Raw genomic sequence first — 17,780 nt, 5'->3', positions numbered from 1 at the left:
GTAGGCTCCGCCGCGATGATGCGGGTGGGCGTGCTCGGGCCGGTGGAGGTCCGAGACGGGAGCGAGCTCGTCGCCGGTGGCGGCGATCGGCAGCAGGCCGTCCTCGCCGTGCTGGTCGCGGCGGCCGGCCGGGTCGTCTCGGTCGATCGGCTGGCCGACCAGGTGTGGAACGGTGCACCGCCGGCCCGGGCCGGATCGGTCCTGCAGGTCTACGTGTCCCGCCTGCGCCGGCTGCTGGAACCGGACCGCCCGCCGCGCAGCCCGGCCACCACGCTGGTCTCCGAGGCCGGCGGCTACGCGCTGCGCCTGCCGGACGACGCGGTGGACGCCTGGAGCTTCGAACGCGACGTCCGGCTGGCCGCCGGGTTGCCGCCGGCCGACGCGGTCGAGCTGCTCCGCTCCGCCCTGGAGCGGTGGCGCGGCCGCCCGTACGAGCAGTTCGGCGACGAGGACTGGGCGCGTACCGAGATCGCCCGCCTGCACGAGGCGCGGTGCGTCGCGCAGGAGCGGGCGGCGACCGCCCTGCTGCGGCTGGGCCGCACCGCCGACGCCGTCCGCGCGGCGCGGGAGCTGGCCGACGCGGAACCGCTGCGCGGCGAGGCGTGGCGGCTGCTGGCGCTGGGCCTGTGGGCGTCGCACCGCCCGGCCGACGCCCTCGATGTGCTCCGCGCCCACCACGCCCGCCTCGGCGAGGAGCTGGGCCTCTATCCGGAGCCGGCCCTCGCCGCCCTGGAGCGGGCGATCCTGGAGCAGCGCACCGGCGTGCTCGCCGGGGCGGTCGGGCCGGCCCGGGCCGGCACTTTCGCGGGCCGGATCGCCGAGCTCACCGAGCTGGACCGCCTGATGGAGGAGGACGGCGACGCCCCCTTCGCGGTGATCTCCGGCGTCGGCGGGGTGGGCAAGACGACCCTCGCCCTGGCCTGGGCGCAGCGGACCGCGAGCCGCTACCCGGACGGTCAGCTCTACGCCGACCTGCGCGGCTTCGGTCCGGAGGACGCGCCGGCCGGCCCGTCGGAGGTGCTGTTCGCGTTCCTGGCCGCGCTCGGCATGCCCGAGCACCGGGTGCCGCCGGGCCTGGACGAGCGGGTCGCGCTCTACCGCAGTGTGCTGGCCGGCCGCCGGATGCTGCTGGTCCTCGACAACGCCCGGGACGCGGCCCAGGTGCGGCCGCTGCTGCCCGGCGCCCGCGGCTGCGCGGTCGTGGTGACCGGCCGCAGCGAGCTGGCCGGCCTGGTCGTCGCCGAGGGCGCCCACCTGCTGCGGCTGGAGGCGTTCGGCGCCGACGACGCCCGCGACTACCTGCGCGCCCGGCTCGGCGCCGACGTGGCCGACGCCGACCCGGCGGCGCGCGACGCGGTGGTGGCCCGCTGCGGCGGGCTGCCGCTGGCGCTGGCCGTGGTCGGGGCGCGCGCGGCCCGGCACCCCCTCGCCGTGGTCGCCGGGGAGCTGGCCGGCGAGCCGGGGCTGGACGCCTTCACGACTCCGGCCGACCGGAAAGCGGCCGGTGACCGCAGCGACCCGCGCTCGGTGTTCAGCTGGTCGTACCGGCACCTGCCGCCGGACGCGGCCGAGCTGTTCCGGCGGCTCGCGCTGCACCCCGGGCCGTACGTGACGCTCGACGCGGCCACCGCGGTGGCCGGCGGTGACCGCCGGGACACCCACCGCCTGCTGCGCCAACTCGCCGACGCCCACCTGATCGTGGAGAGCCGGCCGGGGCGCTTCGGCTATCACGATCTGCTCCGGGCGTACGCCAAGGAACTTGCCGGCGATGAGCGGGAGACGCTCGACCGGCTCGCGTGGCACCACCTCTACGCCGCCGCGAATGCGGCAAAGGTCCTCTATCCGTTCCGGCAGCCGCCGCGAGTCGAGGAACCGCCGCCGGAGATGTCGGCGCCCGCGTTCACCGAGCGGGAGGCCGCGCTGTCGTGGCTGGACACCGAGTACGACAACGTGGTGGCCCTCGCGTCGCTGCGCCCGGCCCTGCTCGGCCGGTTCGTGTGGGCGATCGGGCAGTTCCAGCAGGATGTGCGGTACCACCTGGACGAGACGATCGAGCTGACCACCCGGGCGCTGGCCGAGGCCGAGCGGGACGGCGACCAGTGGTGGATCGGCTACCTGCACTTCATGGTCGGGCGGGCCTGGCTGCGGCTCGACCGGGGCGCCGAGGGGCAGCCGCATCTGGAGCGGGCGATCGCGGTCGGCCGGACCACCGACGACCCTGGGCGGCTGGCGCACGGGCTGCTCGCCTATGCCATGTCGATCACCCCGGTGAACACGGTGCCCACCGCCGAGCAGGCCGAGGCTGCGTTCCCGTACGCGACCGAGGCGCGCGCCGTCTACCAGCGGCTGCCGCCGAACGTGGCGACCGCCGAGGAGGCCAACACGCTCGGCGTGATCGGCTGGTACCACTGGTATCGCCCCGGCGGCCGCCCGGAGGCGTTGCGGCTGCTGCGCGAGGCGGTCGAGGTGCACGGCCGGGCCAACCCGTACGGCGAGGCCAACGCCCGGATGGAGCTGGGCCGGATGCTGCTGCTCGCCGGCGACGTGGCCGAGGCGATCGACGAGTTCGGCCGGGCCCTGGAGATCTTCGGCGACCGCCGGCCACTGCGGATCGAGCCGCTGGTCGGCCTCTACCAGTGCCATCTGCGGGCCGGCGACACCGCGGCCGCCGCGCGGGCCCGGGACGAGGCGCTGGGCCTGCTGGAGATCGCGCACTACCCCGACCTGGAGCGGATCACCACGATTCTGGAACCGGCCGCAAAATTCTCCTGAACCGATTCCCGCGGCGCCCGTAGTGAGGGACATGGCCGCGAACAACAACTTCGACGTGGACACCAGCATCCTGGCCCGGGAGTTCTTTCAGGGCTTCATGGGCCGGGTCGGCGACATCGGGCGGAACCTGAAGACCGAGCTGGAGGCGCACCCCGCGTTCAAGGCGGGCCGGGCGGCGACCGGCGAGGCCGACGAGGCGGTGACCGCCCTGCCGAAGGCCGTCGACGTCGCTCCCCCGGTGATCGAGATGCTCGGTGCCCTGCCGAAGAACGGGCAGCAGAACATGAACGACGCCGGGCAGATCTTCGCGAACATGGAGGAGGAGCTGGCCGACTCGATGGGTGGCACCGACACCCACGCCGACGGCGGCGGCCGGCACTGATCTGCCATGTCCATCGAGATCAGCGGCGATTTGGCGAAGTTCCTCCAGGTCCTCACGGGTGAGGAGTTCCCGCAGGCGGACGAGGACAACCTGTTCGCACAGTCGCGCGCGCTGCACAAGGCGGCTGACGACGTCACCGACTCGGCCGACCAGTTCGTGGCCGGGGTCAACGCGTTCCGCAACGGGGTCAACGGGCAGACCGAGACCCAGTTCGTGGAGGACATGCGGCGCTACGTGATGGACGATCCCGGCTACATCGGGATCACCGCCAAATACGTGAACCGTCTCGGCCACAGCTACCGCAACACCGCCACCGAGCTGCAGTACGCGAAGCTGATGGTGATCGCGGCGCTGATCGAGCTGCTGCTGGAGTTCCTGGTCGCGCTCGCGATGGCCTGGATCAATCCCGGGGCGGCGGTCGCCAAGCTGCTCCAGGGCCGGTTCATCATGCAGCTGCTGGAGCGCAGCCTGGTCGCCCGGATCATCGCCCGGGTCATCGCCGCGCAGGTGGTCGGGATCGGCCTGCAGACCGCGATGGACGTGCTGGTGCAGGCCTACCAGTTCAGCCAGGGCACCCGGGACACCTGGAACAAGGAAGCCACCATCGCGGCGGTCGAGATCGGCTCGCTCGGCGGCGTGGTCGGTTTCGGCATCGGCAGCGGGCTGAGCGGCATCGGGAAGCTGCTCAACAAGGTCGGCTCGCACATCCCGACCCCGAAGATGCTCGACAACATCCAGCTCAGCGACAAGACCAAGAACTTCTTCAGCCACAGCGTGCCGCACGCGGTGCACGAGATCACCACCGAAGCCTCCTCGGAGATCATGACCGAGGGCCTGTACAACTCGATGAAGGGCGAGGGCTTCAAGGTCAACGCGGTGTACGCGGGCCTGTCCGGCGGCATCTCGGCGGTCGCCGGCCTCGGCGGCACGAGCATCGGCGCGATGCTCAACAAGTCGCACGCCCCGAACTGGAACCGCCCCTCGGTCACCACGCCGTCCGAGGTCCCGTCCTCGGACACCGAAACCACCCTCCCCAAAGATCAAGATCCCGATTTGGGTACGCCGGGGGAAGGCGAGACCGCGCCGCCCAGCGAAACCGGCCCGGTCCCGTCGTGGGTGACCCCCGCCGCGGGCGCGACCGCGGCCGGCACCGCAGCCGCGACCCCGGGAGCGGGCCGGACCACAACGGGGACCACGGCGTCCGGCTCGTCGACCTCAGGCTCGTCGACCGTGTCCGGGCCGTCCGAGGTGTCGGCAGAGAGCTCCTACGACCTGAACGCGGCGGCCACGGCGGACACGACCGCCGCCGGGCCGTCCACGGTCGACAGCGCCACCGTGGACAGCGCGTCTCCCGCCGAGCGGGCCTTCGCGACGCCCGCCCAGGCGCAGCCGGTCAGCACGCCGGCGTCGGCCGTCGCGCCCGTCGCCGCGGCCACGACCGTCGCGCCGAAGCTGACCGAGGCGATGGACAAGCTCGCGCCGGTTCCCGCCGGCCGGTCGGCGGACCCGCTGGCGGACTGCGCGGTCCGGGTCGGCGACGTGCTCGGCCAGCTCGGCGCCCGCGCCGTTCTCGACGACCTGGCCATGGCCCGACCGGTCGATGTGGTGGAGCAGCGGCTCGGCGGCCGATTCGCCCCGGTCACCGAGGCGGCGCTGCAGGCGTCGCTGACGGACGGCAACGTCGCCGCCCTGCTGCTGGAACCGGCCGGCCAGGACAAGCACATGATGCTGGTCACCAAGTCGAACGGCCGGTTGGTGACGGTCGAGACGCAGGCCGGCGCGGACAGCCGGGTCGAGCCGTTCACGTGGACGGCCCCGATGAAGGCCGTCCAATCCGGCGGCGACCTGCGCCAGGTGCATCCGGAGAGGGAGGGCGTGGTCGGCATACCCGTGGAGGTGCGGCCGGACAGCACGCTCAGCGCCCTGCTCCACCCGCCGACGTCGATCAGCCCACGCGGCCGGGTGAAGGGCCCGGCTGAGGAGGGCGCCGCGCAGGAGGCCGGCGACGTCGAGGACTGGACGCTCGTCGAACCGGACGAGGTCAAGGGCCTGCCGCGGAGCATGGCCCGCAACGGCAAGGGCAACCGGCTGCAGAAGACCCGGCCGAAGGACGCGGACAAGACCGTCCTGCGGGCGAGTGCCGCCCGCTCCACCCTGGCCGCGCTGGCGATGCCCGGCCTCGACGCCGGCCGCCCCGCCGACCCCACGGCCGGCCCGGTCACCGCCGAACCGAGCCCGATCCAGCAGCACATGCTGGTCACCGCGGTCCGCGCGGCGGCGGACGCGCAGCGGCTGGCCGCGCTGTTCGGCCGGCTGCGCCAGGAGGGGTTCATCGCGAACTCGATGTCCGCCTTCACCAAGGTCGCGTTCAGCCAGATGGCGCTCAACTCGGCCCGGCAGGAGCTGCAGACGCACCTGCACGAGCTGGCCGGGCTCGCCCCGGACTCGCCGGAGATGGACCGCGTGCTCGACGAGACCCGGCGGGCGATCGGCGTGGTCAAGGCGACGGCCGAGCGATCCGGGCAGCGGGTCCGCAGGACCCTGGAGCACCGGACGGTCAAGGCGTACCAGCAGCACCGGCCGGACGCCGTCCGCGAGCTGATCGACAAGTACGGCGGCAAGGTGACCGCGCTCGTCGAGCTGTTCGAGTTCAGCAGCGTCCCGGTGGCCGGCGCGGTCCAGTTCAGCTTCACCGCGGCCCAGGCGGCGTTCCTGGAGGGCCGGGCCCTGGTCCAGGTGCACGCGCTGGAGCGGGACTTCTCGTCGCTGCAGGCGGTGGCGGCCCTGGACGACAAGCCGCTGATGATGGCCCAGTACGTGGTCGCCCGGCAGAAGCTGCTGGTGCACCTGGCCCTGGACGCGGCCTCGATCGGTGGCAGCCTGGTCCCGGAGTGGGGGGTGGTCAAGGTGGCGCTCACCAAGATCACCGACAAGTACCTCGACGAGCGGCTGAAGATCACCGAGGACTGGCTGGCCGGGAAGGATCGGCCGGCCGACGTGCCGGGGCGGTTGCGCGAGGCCGGGCGGCGCGTCTGGGACGACACCCGGAACACCCTGAAGGAGAAGCTGACCGGCGCCGAGTTCGGCAACCTGCTCCTGGAGACGGCCAAGGCGGAGAAGGTCGAGCCGCCCAAGGTGGCCGCGTTCGTCACCGAGGTCGTGCTCGACTCGGTGCTCGGCGCGATCTTCCGGCTGGCCGACATCGACGGCGCCGGCGTGGTGGACGGCGCCGACATGCGGGGCTGGATCCGCCGGGTGACCGGCCACGAGACCCCGGCGGTGCACGAGACCGAGACCCCGGCGACCCCGGCGACCCCGGTGCACGCGCCGCCGCCGGACGGGTTCCGCAAGGTCTCCGCGAACGGCTTCCCGATCGTCACCGTCGACCCCGGCAGGCAGGACGGCAGCCGCGCGTGGGTGGGCGCCGACTTCCACGGCGTACTCGTCTGGGGATGGCTCGGCGGTGACGGGAACTTCACGCCGATCGAGCCGGGCGACCATCTGGTGGAGAAGCCGCGCTGGCTCGGCCGCACGGTCGCCCGCGAGGAATTCCACGCGATGGCCGAGGACGTCACGATCGGCGGGCGCTGGTACCAGCCGTTCGCCGACTCCTTCACGTTCCTGTTCGTCAGCGACGACGGCCGGGCGTTCTGGGCACCCGGCACCGCGCAGACCGGCGGGCTGGTCAGCGACGAGCACGACGTGCAGCACGAGCTGATCGCCCACCCCACCTGGCTGCGGACGTCGTTCAACTGGACCGCCCCGGCCCGGCTCGAAGCCGACTTCGGCACCCTGGACACCGCGGACCCGCAGGTCGACTCGCTGGAGATGCAGCTGTTCGGCGCCGAGTACGCCCGCCGGCTGCTGGACACCCCCGGCAACGAACCGATCCGGTTGCACGTCAAGGGCGTCAGCCGCAACGCGCTGCGCCCGGAGAACGCGGCCAAGCGCGCCGAGGCCCTCCGCGAGCGGGTGGCCGACCGGGTCGTGCACGAGTACGGCAAGGCGCGGATGTTGCGCGGCCTGGAACCGGCCGAGCTCGACACCGACCGGATCGTGGTCATCGAGGAGGGCGACGCGGCCGAGGCACCGCCGTCGCGGCGCACCGGGGCGTTCACCCGCGACGCCCGGGCCTTCGCCTGGATCGACGGGACCCCCGCGTCCACGGTCACGCCCACGGCGACCCCGGATCCGGTCTCGGCGCACGTCCCGAACCGGGTGATCGGCGAGATGGGCAACCTCCCGCCGATCGACGAGAACGTCACCGACCCGCTGACCGACTGCGTCATCCGGGTCGACCAGGTGCTGGGCGGGCTCGGCGGCACGGCCCGGACGCTGGAGGAGGGCACGGCCCGGCCGCAGGACCGGGTGCAGCAGCGGATGGGCGGCCGGTTCGCGGCGGCCACCGTGGACGACCTGACGGCGGCCCTGCTGCCCGATCACGCGACGCCGGTGCTGCTCGAGCCGATCAACGGCGTACGCCACATGGTTCTCGTCGTGCACACCGAGACCGGCCTGGTGGTGGCCGAGACCCAGGCGGCCGGCCAGGACCGGTACGAGTTCCTGTCCGCCGAGCACATCGGGCCGTTCCGGGTGGTCGTCGACGGCGGCAACCAGCTGCGGCAGGTCCGGGCCGGGGACGGCCCGCGCGGGATGGTCTCCGGCGGCGAGATCACGCCGGGCGGGCAGACCGCCCGGGCGCTGATCGACCCGCCGCTCTCCACCGAGGCGCAGGGCCGGCTGCGGAAGCAGCGGCGGCGCGGCGGCGCGGTCCGGTCGTTCCAGGCGTCCCTCATCGGCACCGCCATGCTCGGGACCGGCATCCGGCCGCAGCTGGCCGGCCTCAGCCCGAGCGGCCCGACCGCCGCGGCCGTCCTCGACATCCGCCCCGGCCGGCACGACGGCGAGCTGATCGCCGCGCTGGCCCGCAAGGTCACCGAGGGCCGGCGGCAGTCCCTGGATCTGCGGAAGCTCCTGGAGAAGGAGTTCATCAACAACTCACCGACGGCGACCTACCGGGTCTGGTCGGCGCGGCACAGCGTGGATCTGGCGATCCAGCAGCTGGAGGAGGTGGTGCGGGAGTACCAGGACGGCGGCCGCACCGACGCCCTCACCGTCGAGCTGATCGAGATGGTGTCGCGGCTGTCGGTGCGGATCGAGCACGCCGGGCACAACGTGCGGGAGGTGCTGGAGGACAAGGCCGTCGAGGGGCACGTCTCGCTGCAGAAGACCGGCGTGGTGGACGGGATCACCGCGGTCGGCGAGGGCGTCAACCAGGGCCTCGGCCTGCTCAGTCTGGCCACCGGCCCGATCGCGGCGGCGGCCGAGTTCGGCGTGTCGGCCGCCCGGGAGGCCGCGATCAGCGCGTTCGCCGCCTACCGGGAGAGCCACTTCCGCAGCGACCACTCGGTGGCGGCGGCCATGCAGACCCTCGACGCGAAGCCGTTCGTGCTGGCCGAGCACGCGATCGAGCAGCAGCGGCGGGCGTTCACCCTGCTGCTCGACGCGGCCTCGATCGGCGGCAGCCTCGTCCCGGGCTGGGAGTTCGTCAAGACCGGCCTGGAGAGCATCGCCGAGGCCTACCTGGACGCCCGGGTCCGGACGAAGTTCGCCGACGAGATCGCGGCGCAGCCGGGCGACACGGCGGCGGCCCGCGCGCGGCGGATCGAGGCGGCCAAGAAGCAGCTCTGGAAGGACTTCGGCGCGCAGGTCAAGGAGAAGACGTCGAGCCCGGAGTTCTACCAGAAGGTGTCTGGCGGCGACGCGATGGAGGCCGGCCACCTGGCCGAGGAGATCGGCCTGAAGTCGGTGCTCGGCGCGATCTTCGAGCTGCTCGGCGTCGACCCGGTGGAGAAGGTGACCGGCGCCGACATGCACCGGTGGATCCGGGTGGTCACCGGGAACACCCCGGAGATGCCGCCGTCGCCGCTCTCCCCCGCGACGCCGGTGCACGCCCCCGTTCCGGCGCACTTCGACCGGGTCGACGCGGCCGGTCACCCGATCATCACGGCCGACCGGGCGAGCGGGCGGGCCGGGGTGGACTTCCACGGCGTACTCGTCGGCGGCTCCTATGACAGCGGGACCAACGCCTTCACGCCGGACGAGCCGCTCGACCACGACCGCGAGTTGACCCGGTGGCGTAAGCGGATCCTGCACCGCGACGGCTACACGATGGTCGGCAAGGGCGGCGCCGAGCTGGTGCGGGGAAAGTGGTACCGGCCGTGGCCGGCGAAGATGACCTACCTGTTCGTCGCCGCGGACGGCACCGCCACCTGGGCGCCCGCGTTCGCGCCGACCGGCGGCACCAACAGCGACGAGTACAACATCGCCACCGAGCTCGGCAAGCACCAGGACTGGGTGCACCTGGGCCTGGACTGGACCGCGCCGGATGCCCTCGAGGTGGATTTCGCCCGCTCCGAGACGACCGGCCCGCAGTTCGATCCGTGGGAGCTCCAGCAGTTCGTGACCGAGGCGGCCCGGCAGATCGTGGACCCGCCGCACGGCGTGCCGACCGTCCGGGTGCAGGTCTCCGGCCGCAGCACGCTCGGCCTCGACACCGAGCGGGCGGGCCGGCGCGCCGAGACGGTCCGGGCGGCGGTGGCCGAGCGGCTGCGCTCCGCGGTGCGCGCGGCGGCGCAGGTCCGCGGCATTCCGGAGCCCACCGTCGACCCGGCCGAGTACGTCTCGGTGGTGGCCGACACCACCGAGACCACGGTGACCGGCCTGACCGGCCGCGGCCGCGCCACCGTCCAACTCGCCGAGGTGACCGCCCCGCGGCCGGCCGACCTGGTGCCGGCGGCGGTGACCGAGGCGCTGGCCGAGACCGACCGGTTCCCGGGCCCGCGCCGGCCGTCCGACGACCCCCTGGTGGACTGCGCGGTCCGGGTCGGCCATGCGCTCGGCAAGCTCGGTGCGGTCCGCCGCGGCGCCGTCGACGACGGCTCGGGCCGGCGCCCGATCGACACGATCGCCGAGCGGTTCGGCGGCGAGTTCACCCGGGCCGGCCTGCGGTCGCTGCGCGCGTCGCTGCGGCCCGGCCACGCCACCGCGGTGGTGCTGGACGCGCCGCGCCAGGCGCGGCACGCGGTGCTGGTGGTCCGGGCCGGGGACGCGCTGGTGCTGGTGGAGACCCAGCCCGGCCAGGGGCGCCCGCGCTTCGAATACCTGGCCGACAACGACCCGCGGTTCCGGTTCATGCAGGTGCCCGCGGACGCCGAGGGGCGACTGCTGCAGGCCGGTGACCGCCGGGTGGTGGCGAGCGCCGAGCCGATGGTGGTCGACGGCGCCCCGAGCGACACCGTGCTGGCCCAGCTCGATCCGCCGGCCACCGTGAGCCCGCACGGAAAGCTGACACCGGAGCCGTCCCGCTCCGACTCATGGGACGAGATCGAGGCCCCACCGGTCGAGACCCTGCCCAAGCTCCTGATGGAGAACGGCCGGCCACACGCCAACGTGCTCCACAAGCAGGGCCCGCGCGCGGTGAAGATGCTGCTGGGCAACTCGACCCGGGCCGTGTTCGCACCGCTCGACGCGCCGGTGCCCGACCTGCACTCGAGCCTGACCCCGATGGCCGAGGCGGTGCTGGCCTCGCCGGTGGACAAGGGGTTCGACCACGCCTCGATGGTCAGCGAGGCGCTGCGCGTCGCCGGCAACGCCCAGCGGCTCGGCAACGTCCTCGACCAGCTGCGCGGGCAGGACTTCGTGTCCTCGGGGCCGGTCGCGTGGACCCAGATCTTCGCGGCGCGCCTGCAGATCGACCGGGCGGTGGCCGCCATCCAGCAGGACCTGATCGCGTTCACCCGGATCCCGCCGGACGCGGAGGACGCGCTGCTCATCGCGTCCGAGCTGATGAGCAGCATCGAGTGGGTGTCCCGGACGGCCGCCCGGACCGCCGAGTCGGCCCGCACCGCGCTGGAGACCCGGGTCACCGAGGCCTACCTGCGCGCCCAGCCGGACAGCGTCCGCCAGCTCATCGAGGAGCACGGCAGCAAGCTCGCCGAGATCACCACCCTGTTCGAGATCCCCGGCGGGCCGATCGCCGGCGCCGTCTCGTTCGGCTTCTCCGCGTTGCAGGCCGGCCTGCTCGAAGCCCTGGCCGCGGCCCGCCTGCACAACTTCACCAGGGACCACTCGACCCTCGACGCCGTCGCGAGACTCAAACCGGCCGATATGGCCGAGTACGTCAACGCCCGCGAAAAGCTGGCGGTCAAGATGGCGCTCGACGCGGTGTCGATCGGCGGCGGCATGCTGCCCGGCTGGGGCATCGTGAAGACCGCCATCGGCAAGATCGCCGACAAGTACCTCGACGAGAAGCTCAAGCACACCAAGGATCTGCTCGAGGGGACCCCGCGCGACACCGACCTGCACGGCGCGATGGTCCGGGTCTGGGCGGACACGAAGGTGACCCTCAAGGAGAAGCTGACCAGCGCGGAGTTGAAGTCGACGCTGGCCGAGGTCGCCAAGGAGAGCGCAGAACCGTTCAAGATCGGCGAGCTGGTCACCGACACGGTCCTCGAAGCCGTGCTCGGCGGCGTCTTCCAGTGGCTGGAGATCTCCGCCCTGTCCGTGCTGACCAGCGACGACGTGCACGACTGGCGCAACCGGATCGGCGGGCTGCCGGCCGCCGAGACGATCGAGGCGGCGCCGGAGACGCCCGTGCACCCCCGGCCGCCGATCGGGTTCCCGCGAACCGACCGGAACGGCTTCCCGATCGTGGCCGTGGACGACAGCGGCGGCCGGCATCGGGTCGGCATCGACTTCCACGGCTCGCTGATCTGGGGCGACCTGACCGACGGCACGTTCACCCCGGCCGAACCCGGCGACCATCACGTCGAGAAGGCCCGCTGGCAGGGCCGCACGCTCGGCAAGGACCAGTACCGCGAGATGGTGGACACGGACGCGGTGACCGGGCGTCTCTACCAGCCGTGGCCGGACCGCCTCGACTACCTCTTCGTCACCGACGACGGCCGGTCGCTGTGGGCGCCCGCCACCGCCGCCACCGGCGGCTCCCGCGGCGTGCAGCACGACATCCGGCACGAGGTGATGAACCACCCGAAGTGGCTCGCCACCAGCTTCACCTGGACCGCGCCGGACCGCCTCGACGTCGACTTCGACGCCACCGACACGGCCACGCCCAAGGTCGACCCGTTGCAGATGCAGCAGTTCGCGTTCGAGGCGGCCCGCCGGATCGTCGACGCCGCCCCGGTCACCGTCTACATCGAGGGCCACAGCAGCAACGCGTTCCGCCCGGAGAACGCGCGGCAGCGGGCGGAGGCCGTGCGGGACCGCCTCGCCGAGCGGATCGACCACGAGGTCGGCAAGGCCCAGCTGATGCGCGGCCTGGATCGGACCGACGAGAGTCACGCCTCGATCATCGAAATCGTCGACGACGGGCAGAAGACCGAAACCCCCAAGCCGCTTGCCGTACGCCGTGGAATGCTCACCCGCGATCCGCGGGCGGTCGCCTGGATGAGCGCCCCCACCCCCACCCGTACCCCGGAGATCGCTCCGACCGTGACCGCACCGCCGGAGCAGGCCGTCGCCGAGCTGGTCTCGCCGCGCGTCCGCGAGGCGATGGCCAAGCTCGACCCGGTCCGCCGGGAGGACGAGGACGTGCTGACCGACTGCGTGAGCCGGGTGAACACCGTGCTCAGCGAGCTCGGCGGCACCGCGGTGACGATCGACGAGGCCACGGCGGCCAAGGGCGCCGACCGGATCGCCCAGCGGCTCGGCGGCACCTTCCAGGACACCACCGTGGCCGACGTGCGCGCGGCCCTCGCCGAGGGCACCGTGACGGTTCTGCTGATCGACGCGCCCGGTCAGGCCAAGCACGTGGTGCCGGTGCAGATGACCGCGAAGGGGCTGGTGCGGCTGGAGACGCAGGCCGTCCCGGAGCATCGCTACGAGATCCTCGGCGACGACGACCTGCCGATGGTCAAGGTCGTGCTCGGCCCGGACCGCAAGCTGCTGCAGGTCCGGGTGACCGAGGGCAGGGGCGTGGTGGCCGGCGCGGTGGTCCCCGAGACGGCGGGCCGGACCGCGCGCGCCATGACCGACCCGGCGTCGACGAACGATGCGCAGGGTTTCGACAATCGGCGGCGCCTGCACAAGCCGAACCCCCATCCCCCGCCGCCGCTGGGCGACACGCTCCGCTGGCCACAGGGGTACGCGCTGATGGCCGCCCTCAAGACGACCGGTGTCGCGGCGCCCGAGCTCGGGCTGACCGCCGCGGGCCCGGCCGCCACCATCGCGCTCGGCCCCGACCACCCCGACGCCATGCTGATGACCGGCGTGATCCGCAAGGTCGGCGAGGGCCACCGGCAGTCCGCGATCCTCGCCCAGCTGCTGGACTCCGAGTTCGTCAGCACCTCGGCCCTGGCCACCTACCAGGTCTGGTCGGCGCGCCGGGACGTGGACACCGCCGTCCAGCAGCTGGAGGGGGTGCTCGAGCAGTACGTGGCGGCGAACCGCGCGGAGACCCTGACGCCGGAGGTGGCCGAGCAGACCACCCGGCTCGCCCGGGAGATCTCGGAGGCCGGGCACGACGTCAAGGCCATGCTCGAACACAAGAGCATCGAGGTCCACGTCGAGCAGCAGCCCAGCCGGGCCCGCACCACGATCAAGAAGGTGAGCGAGCGCCTCAACGGCATCCTCGGCCTGCTCAGCCTCGGGTCCGGGCCGATTCCGGCGGCCGCCTCGCTCGGCGTCTCGGTGGTCCGGGAGACGGCGCTGAGCTCCCTCGCCGTGTTCCGCGAGCGCGAGTTCAACGGCGAGCACTCGGTGCTGGCCGCGATGGCGACCCTCGACACGAACCCGTACGCCGTCGCCGAGCACGTGATCGCCCAGCAGAAACGCGGCTTCACGCTGCTGCTCGACGCCCTCTCGATCGCCGGCAGCATGACGCCGGCCTGGGATTTCGTCCGGATCGCGCTGTCCACCACGGCCAACAGCTACCTGGACGAGCGGCTGCGGGTCAGCGTGCACGACGAACTCGGCGCCGACCCGTCGGTGTCCAAGGTGGCCCGGGTCAAGGCGCGGGTCTGGAAAGAGTTCAACCAGGCCATGCGGGAGAAGATGGCCTCCGGCGACCTCGTCAAGATGATGGCCGACGCCGCCACCGGGGCCGGGTTCGACCCGCTCAAGGCCGGCCAGATGATCGAGGAACTCACGCTCGGGCCGCTGCTCGCCGGCTTCTTCGAGCTGATGGGGGTCGACCCGGTGCAGCCGGTGACCACCGCCGACATGTACGGGTGGATCCGCGAGATCACCGGGCACACCAAGGCGGTCCCGCCGTCGCCGGTCAGTCCGGTCGCGCCCGAGCACGACCCGCTGCCGGCGCACTCCGACCGGGTCGACGGTGCGGGCCGGCCGATCGTATTGATCAAACCTGGCATGGTCGCCGTCGACTTCCACGGCGTACTCGTGGAAGGCACCCTCGACCCCGAGACCAAGGCTTTCACCCCCACCCGGCCGGCCGAGCACAACCTCGCGCTGACCAAGTGGCGCAAGCGGATCCTGCACCACGACGGCTACACCGATCGGAGCGGCGGCGCGAAGGTCAAGGGCCGCTGGTACCAGCCCTTCAAGGGCGAGCAGAACTATCTGTTCGTGGCCGAGGACGGCGCGGTGACCTGGGCGCCCGCGTTCGCCACGACCGGCGGGATCAACAGCGGCGAGTACAACGTCGCCACCGAGCTCCGCAAGCGCCCGGAATGGGTGCACCCCTTCGCCTGGGCGGCGACCGGCACCCTCACCGATCCGGCCGACCCGCTGAGCTTCCAGCTGTTCGCGGCCGAGGTGGCGCGCCGGATCGTGGACGCGCCGCACGGCGTACCGGTCGCGAAGGTCGAGGTCGGCGGGAAGGACGCGGCCGCGGTACGCGAACGGCTGGTCGAGCGGGTCGGCGCCGAGATCCGCAAGGCCACCTGGGCGCGCGGCCGGGCCGACGTCACCGTGGACCCGGCCACCCTCATCGAGGTGACGCCCGGCGCCACGACCCGGATCGTCGAGAACACCACCCCGGACGCCGCCGACGTGCTCCCGGCGCAGCTGCGGACGGCCATGACCACCCTGGACACTTCACCCCCGCTGGACACCCGCGATCCGCTGGTCGACTGCGTGCTGCGGGTCAACCAGGTGCTCAGCGAGCTCGGCGGGGTGGGCCGGACCACCGACAGCGGCGCCGGGTCGCGGCCGGTCGACACGATCGCCGACCGGCTCGGCGGCGCGTTCACCCGGGCCGGCCTGCCCGGCCTGCGCACCGCGCTGCAGCCCGGCCACGCCACCGTGGTCGTGCTGGAGCCGCCGGACAAGCCGCGGCACGCGGTGCTCGTCGCCCGCGCCGGGGACGCGCTGGTGCTGGTCGAGACTCAGGGCGGCCCGCGCTACTCCTACCTGGACGCCGAGGACCCGCGCTTCGCGATCATGCGGACCGTCACCGACGGCCGCGGGCACCTGCGGCAGCTCGCCACCGACGGCACCCGGCGGGTCGTCTCCAGCCCGGCGCCGCTCGACGTGACCTCGGCCGCGAGCGATGGCGTGCTGTCCCTGCTCGACCCGCCGACCACGACCGATCCGCAGGGCAAGCGCGACGCCAACAAACTCCAGAAGCGCCGGGTCGGCCCGTCCGAGCAGGACGGCAGCGTGCTCGCGGCCGGTATGCGGAACAGCCTGGCCACGGTGGCGAACGCGATGGACGTACCCGTCCCCCTGCAGGTCCTGCACCCGACGAACCCGGCCGCGGCCCTGGCGCTGGCCGGCCGGCCAAGCCCCGACGACGAGCTGCTGGTCGGCCTGTTCCGGTCGATCAGCGTGGGCCGGCGGGTGCTCTCCTCCCTCGACCAGCTGGTCCACCGGGAGTTCGTCTGGCAGGAGCCGATCGTGGCGATGTCGGTCAACACCGGCCGGCGCTCGATCAGCATGGCGCTGCTGGCCGTCGACCGGGCCTCGGCCGGCCTGCGGCTCGACCCGGAGAGCTCACCCGCCGCCCTGATGACCGCGGTGGCGGCGCTGAACCTGGCGGTCAAGAACGCCGGCCGGTCGGCCCGCGAGGCGATCGAGAACGCGGCGGTCAACGCGCACGTGCACGCCCGGGAGGACGCCGTGCGCGACCTCGTCAAGGACCACGCCGACAAGATCAATACAGTGGTCGGGGCGTTCGACGTGGGTGGCTCGTTCGTGCCCGGCCTGGTGGCGTTCGGGGTCAGCCTCGGCCGCGAGACCGTGATCGAGTCCCTGGCCGTCTGGCACCGGCACGTGTTCCGGGCCGGCAACTCCGCCCTGGTCGCGGTCAGCACCCTGGACGAGAACCCGCTCGCGCTCGCCCAGTACATCGCCAACAAGCAGCGGATCGGCCTCGGCCTGATGCTCGACGCGGCGTCCATCGGCCTCGGCCTGGCGCCGGGCTGGGAGATCGCCAAACTGGTGATCACCAAGGTGTCCGAGAGCATCCTCCAGGAGCGGCTGCGCCTGGCGAAGCAGCAGATCGCGGTGGTCGAGGAGGGCAGCCCGGACACCCAGCCGACCCGGTTGCAGGGCGCCCTGCGGCAGGTCTGGTCGGACACCCGCGAGACCATCGTCGACAAGGTCAGGAACGGCGGGTTCGCCGAGGTGGTGCAGGAGCTGGCCAAGGAGGGCAAGCTCGACCCGCAGAAGGCCGCCCTGTTCACCACCGACGTCGCACTCTCCACGCTGCTCAACGGGTTCCTGCAGCTGATGCCGATCGACCCGGCCGAGGTGGTGACCGGCGACGACATGCGCCGCTGGATCCGCACCGTCTCCGGCCACCAGGGCCAGGCGGCCGCGCCGCCGAGCCCGACCACGCCCGTGCACGCGGGCCTGCCGCAGGGCTTCGCCGCCGCCGACCAGCACGGGCACCGGATCATCACCACGCAGGGAAGCGCGGTCGGCATCGACTTCCACGGCGTCCTGGTGTGGGGCGACCTGTCGGCCACGAACGAGTTCTCGCCGGCCCGCCCCGGCGACCACGACCATGAGCAGAAGGCGTGGTTCAACCGGGCGCTGGCCGCCGACGGCTACTTCGACGAGGACGGCACCAAGGTCCCCGGCCGCTGGTACAAGCCGTGGGCGAGCGTGCACACCTACCTCTTCGTCGACGACGAGGGCACGGCCACCTGGGCGCCCGGCATGGCACCGACCGGCAGGCTGAACAGCGCCACCCACAACGTGCACCACGAGGTCCCCGCGTGGGTCCGCCCGTTCTCCTGGGACCCGCCCGCGTCCCTCGACGTCACGTTCGACGGCGACACACCCCGGCTCGACCCGCTGCGATTCCAGCAGCTGGCCTTCGACACCGCCCAGAAGATCGCCCGCGGCGAGGAGGTCATCGTCAACGTGGAGGCCGGCGCCGGCGCCACCGCCACCCGCGCGCAGATCGTCGAACGCCTCGAACGGGAAGTGCGCCGGGCGCTGTTCGACATGGGCGCGGACCGCGAGATCGAGGTAGCTCCGCACGTCGTGATCGTGACCGGGAACGACACCCTCTGGCAGCGCCTGACCAGCTCCGGCCTGAGCGTCTGGATCAGCACCCCGGCACCGGCCGGCACCACCCGGGTGGGGAACGGAAGCTGGGCCCTGGGCGCCGGCCCGACAACGCGATGACCGAGTC

3 protein-coding genes are annotated in these 17,780 nt (G+C 73.0%); all 3 read left to right on the top strand.

Annotation, left to right across the window (positions count from 1 at the left end; translation table 11 throughout):
* Positions 1 to 15: 15 nt before the first annotated feature.
* From Adu01nite_RS27500 to Adu01nite_RS27490, 3 genes are read left to right on the top strand one after another with little or no spacing between them, the layout of a single operon-like run.
* A complete protein-coding gene (locus Adu01nite_RS27500) occupies positions 16 to 2,772 on the top strand; it encodes an AfsR/SARP family transcriptional regulator (RefSeq protein ID WP_203730730.1) in 2,757 nt (918 codons plus the stop codon).
* 31 nt (positions 2,773 to 2,803) lie between these two features.
* The gene (locus Adu01nite_RS27495) at positions 2,804 to 3,154 is read left to right on the top strand and encodes a hypothetical protein (RefSeq protein ID WP_203730729.1); all 351 of its coding nucleotides are present in this window, start codon (positions 2,804 to 2,806) and stop codon (positions 3,152 to 3,154) included.
* Between the two features lie 6 nt (positions 3,155 to 3,160).
* Positions 3,161 to 17,773, top strand: a complete 14,613-nt coding sequence (locus Adu01nite_RS27490) for a WXG100-like domain-containing protein (RefSeq protein ID WP_203730727.1) — start codon at positions 3,161 to 3,163, stop codon at positions 17,771 to 17,773.
* The last annotated feature ends 7 nt before the right edge of the window (positions 17,774 to 17,780 follow it).

The sequence above is a fragment of the Paractinoplanes durhamensis genome (assembly GCF_016862175.1).
Lineage (GTDB): Bacteria > Actinomycetota > Actinomycetes > Mycobacteriales > Micromonosporaceae > Actinoplanes > Actinoplanes durhamensis.
This window is presented reverse-complemented; position numbering and strand designations above follow the sequence as displayed.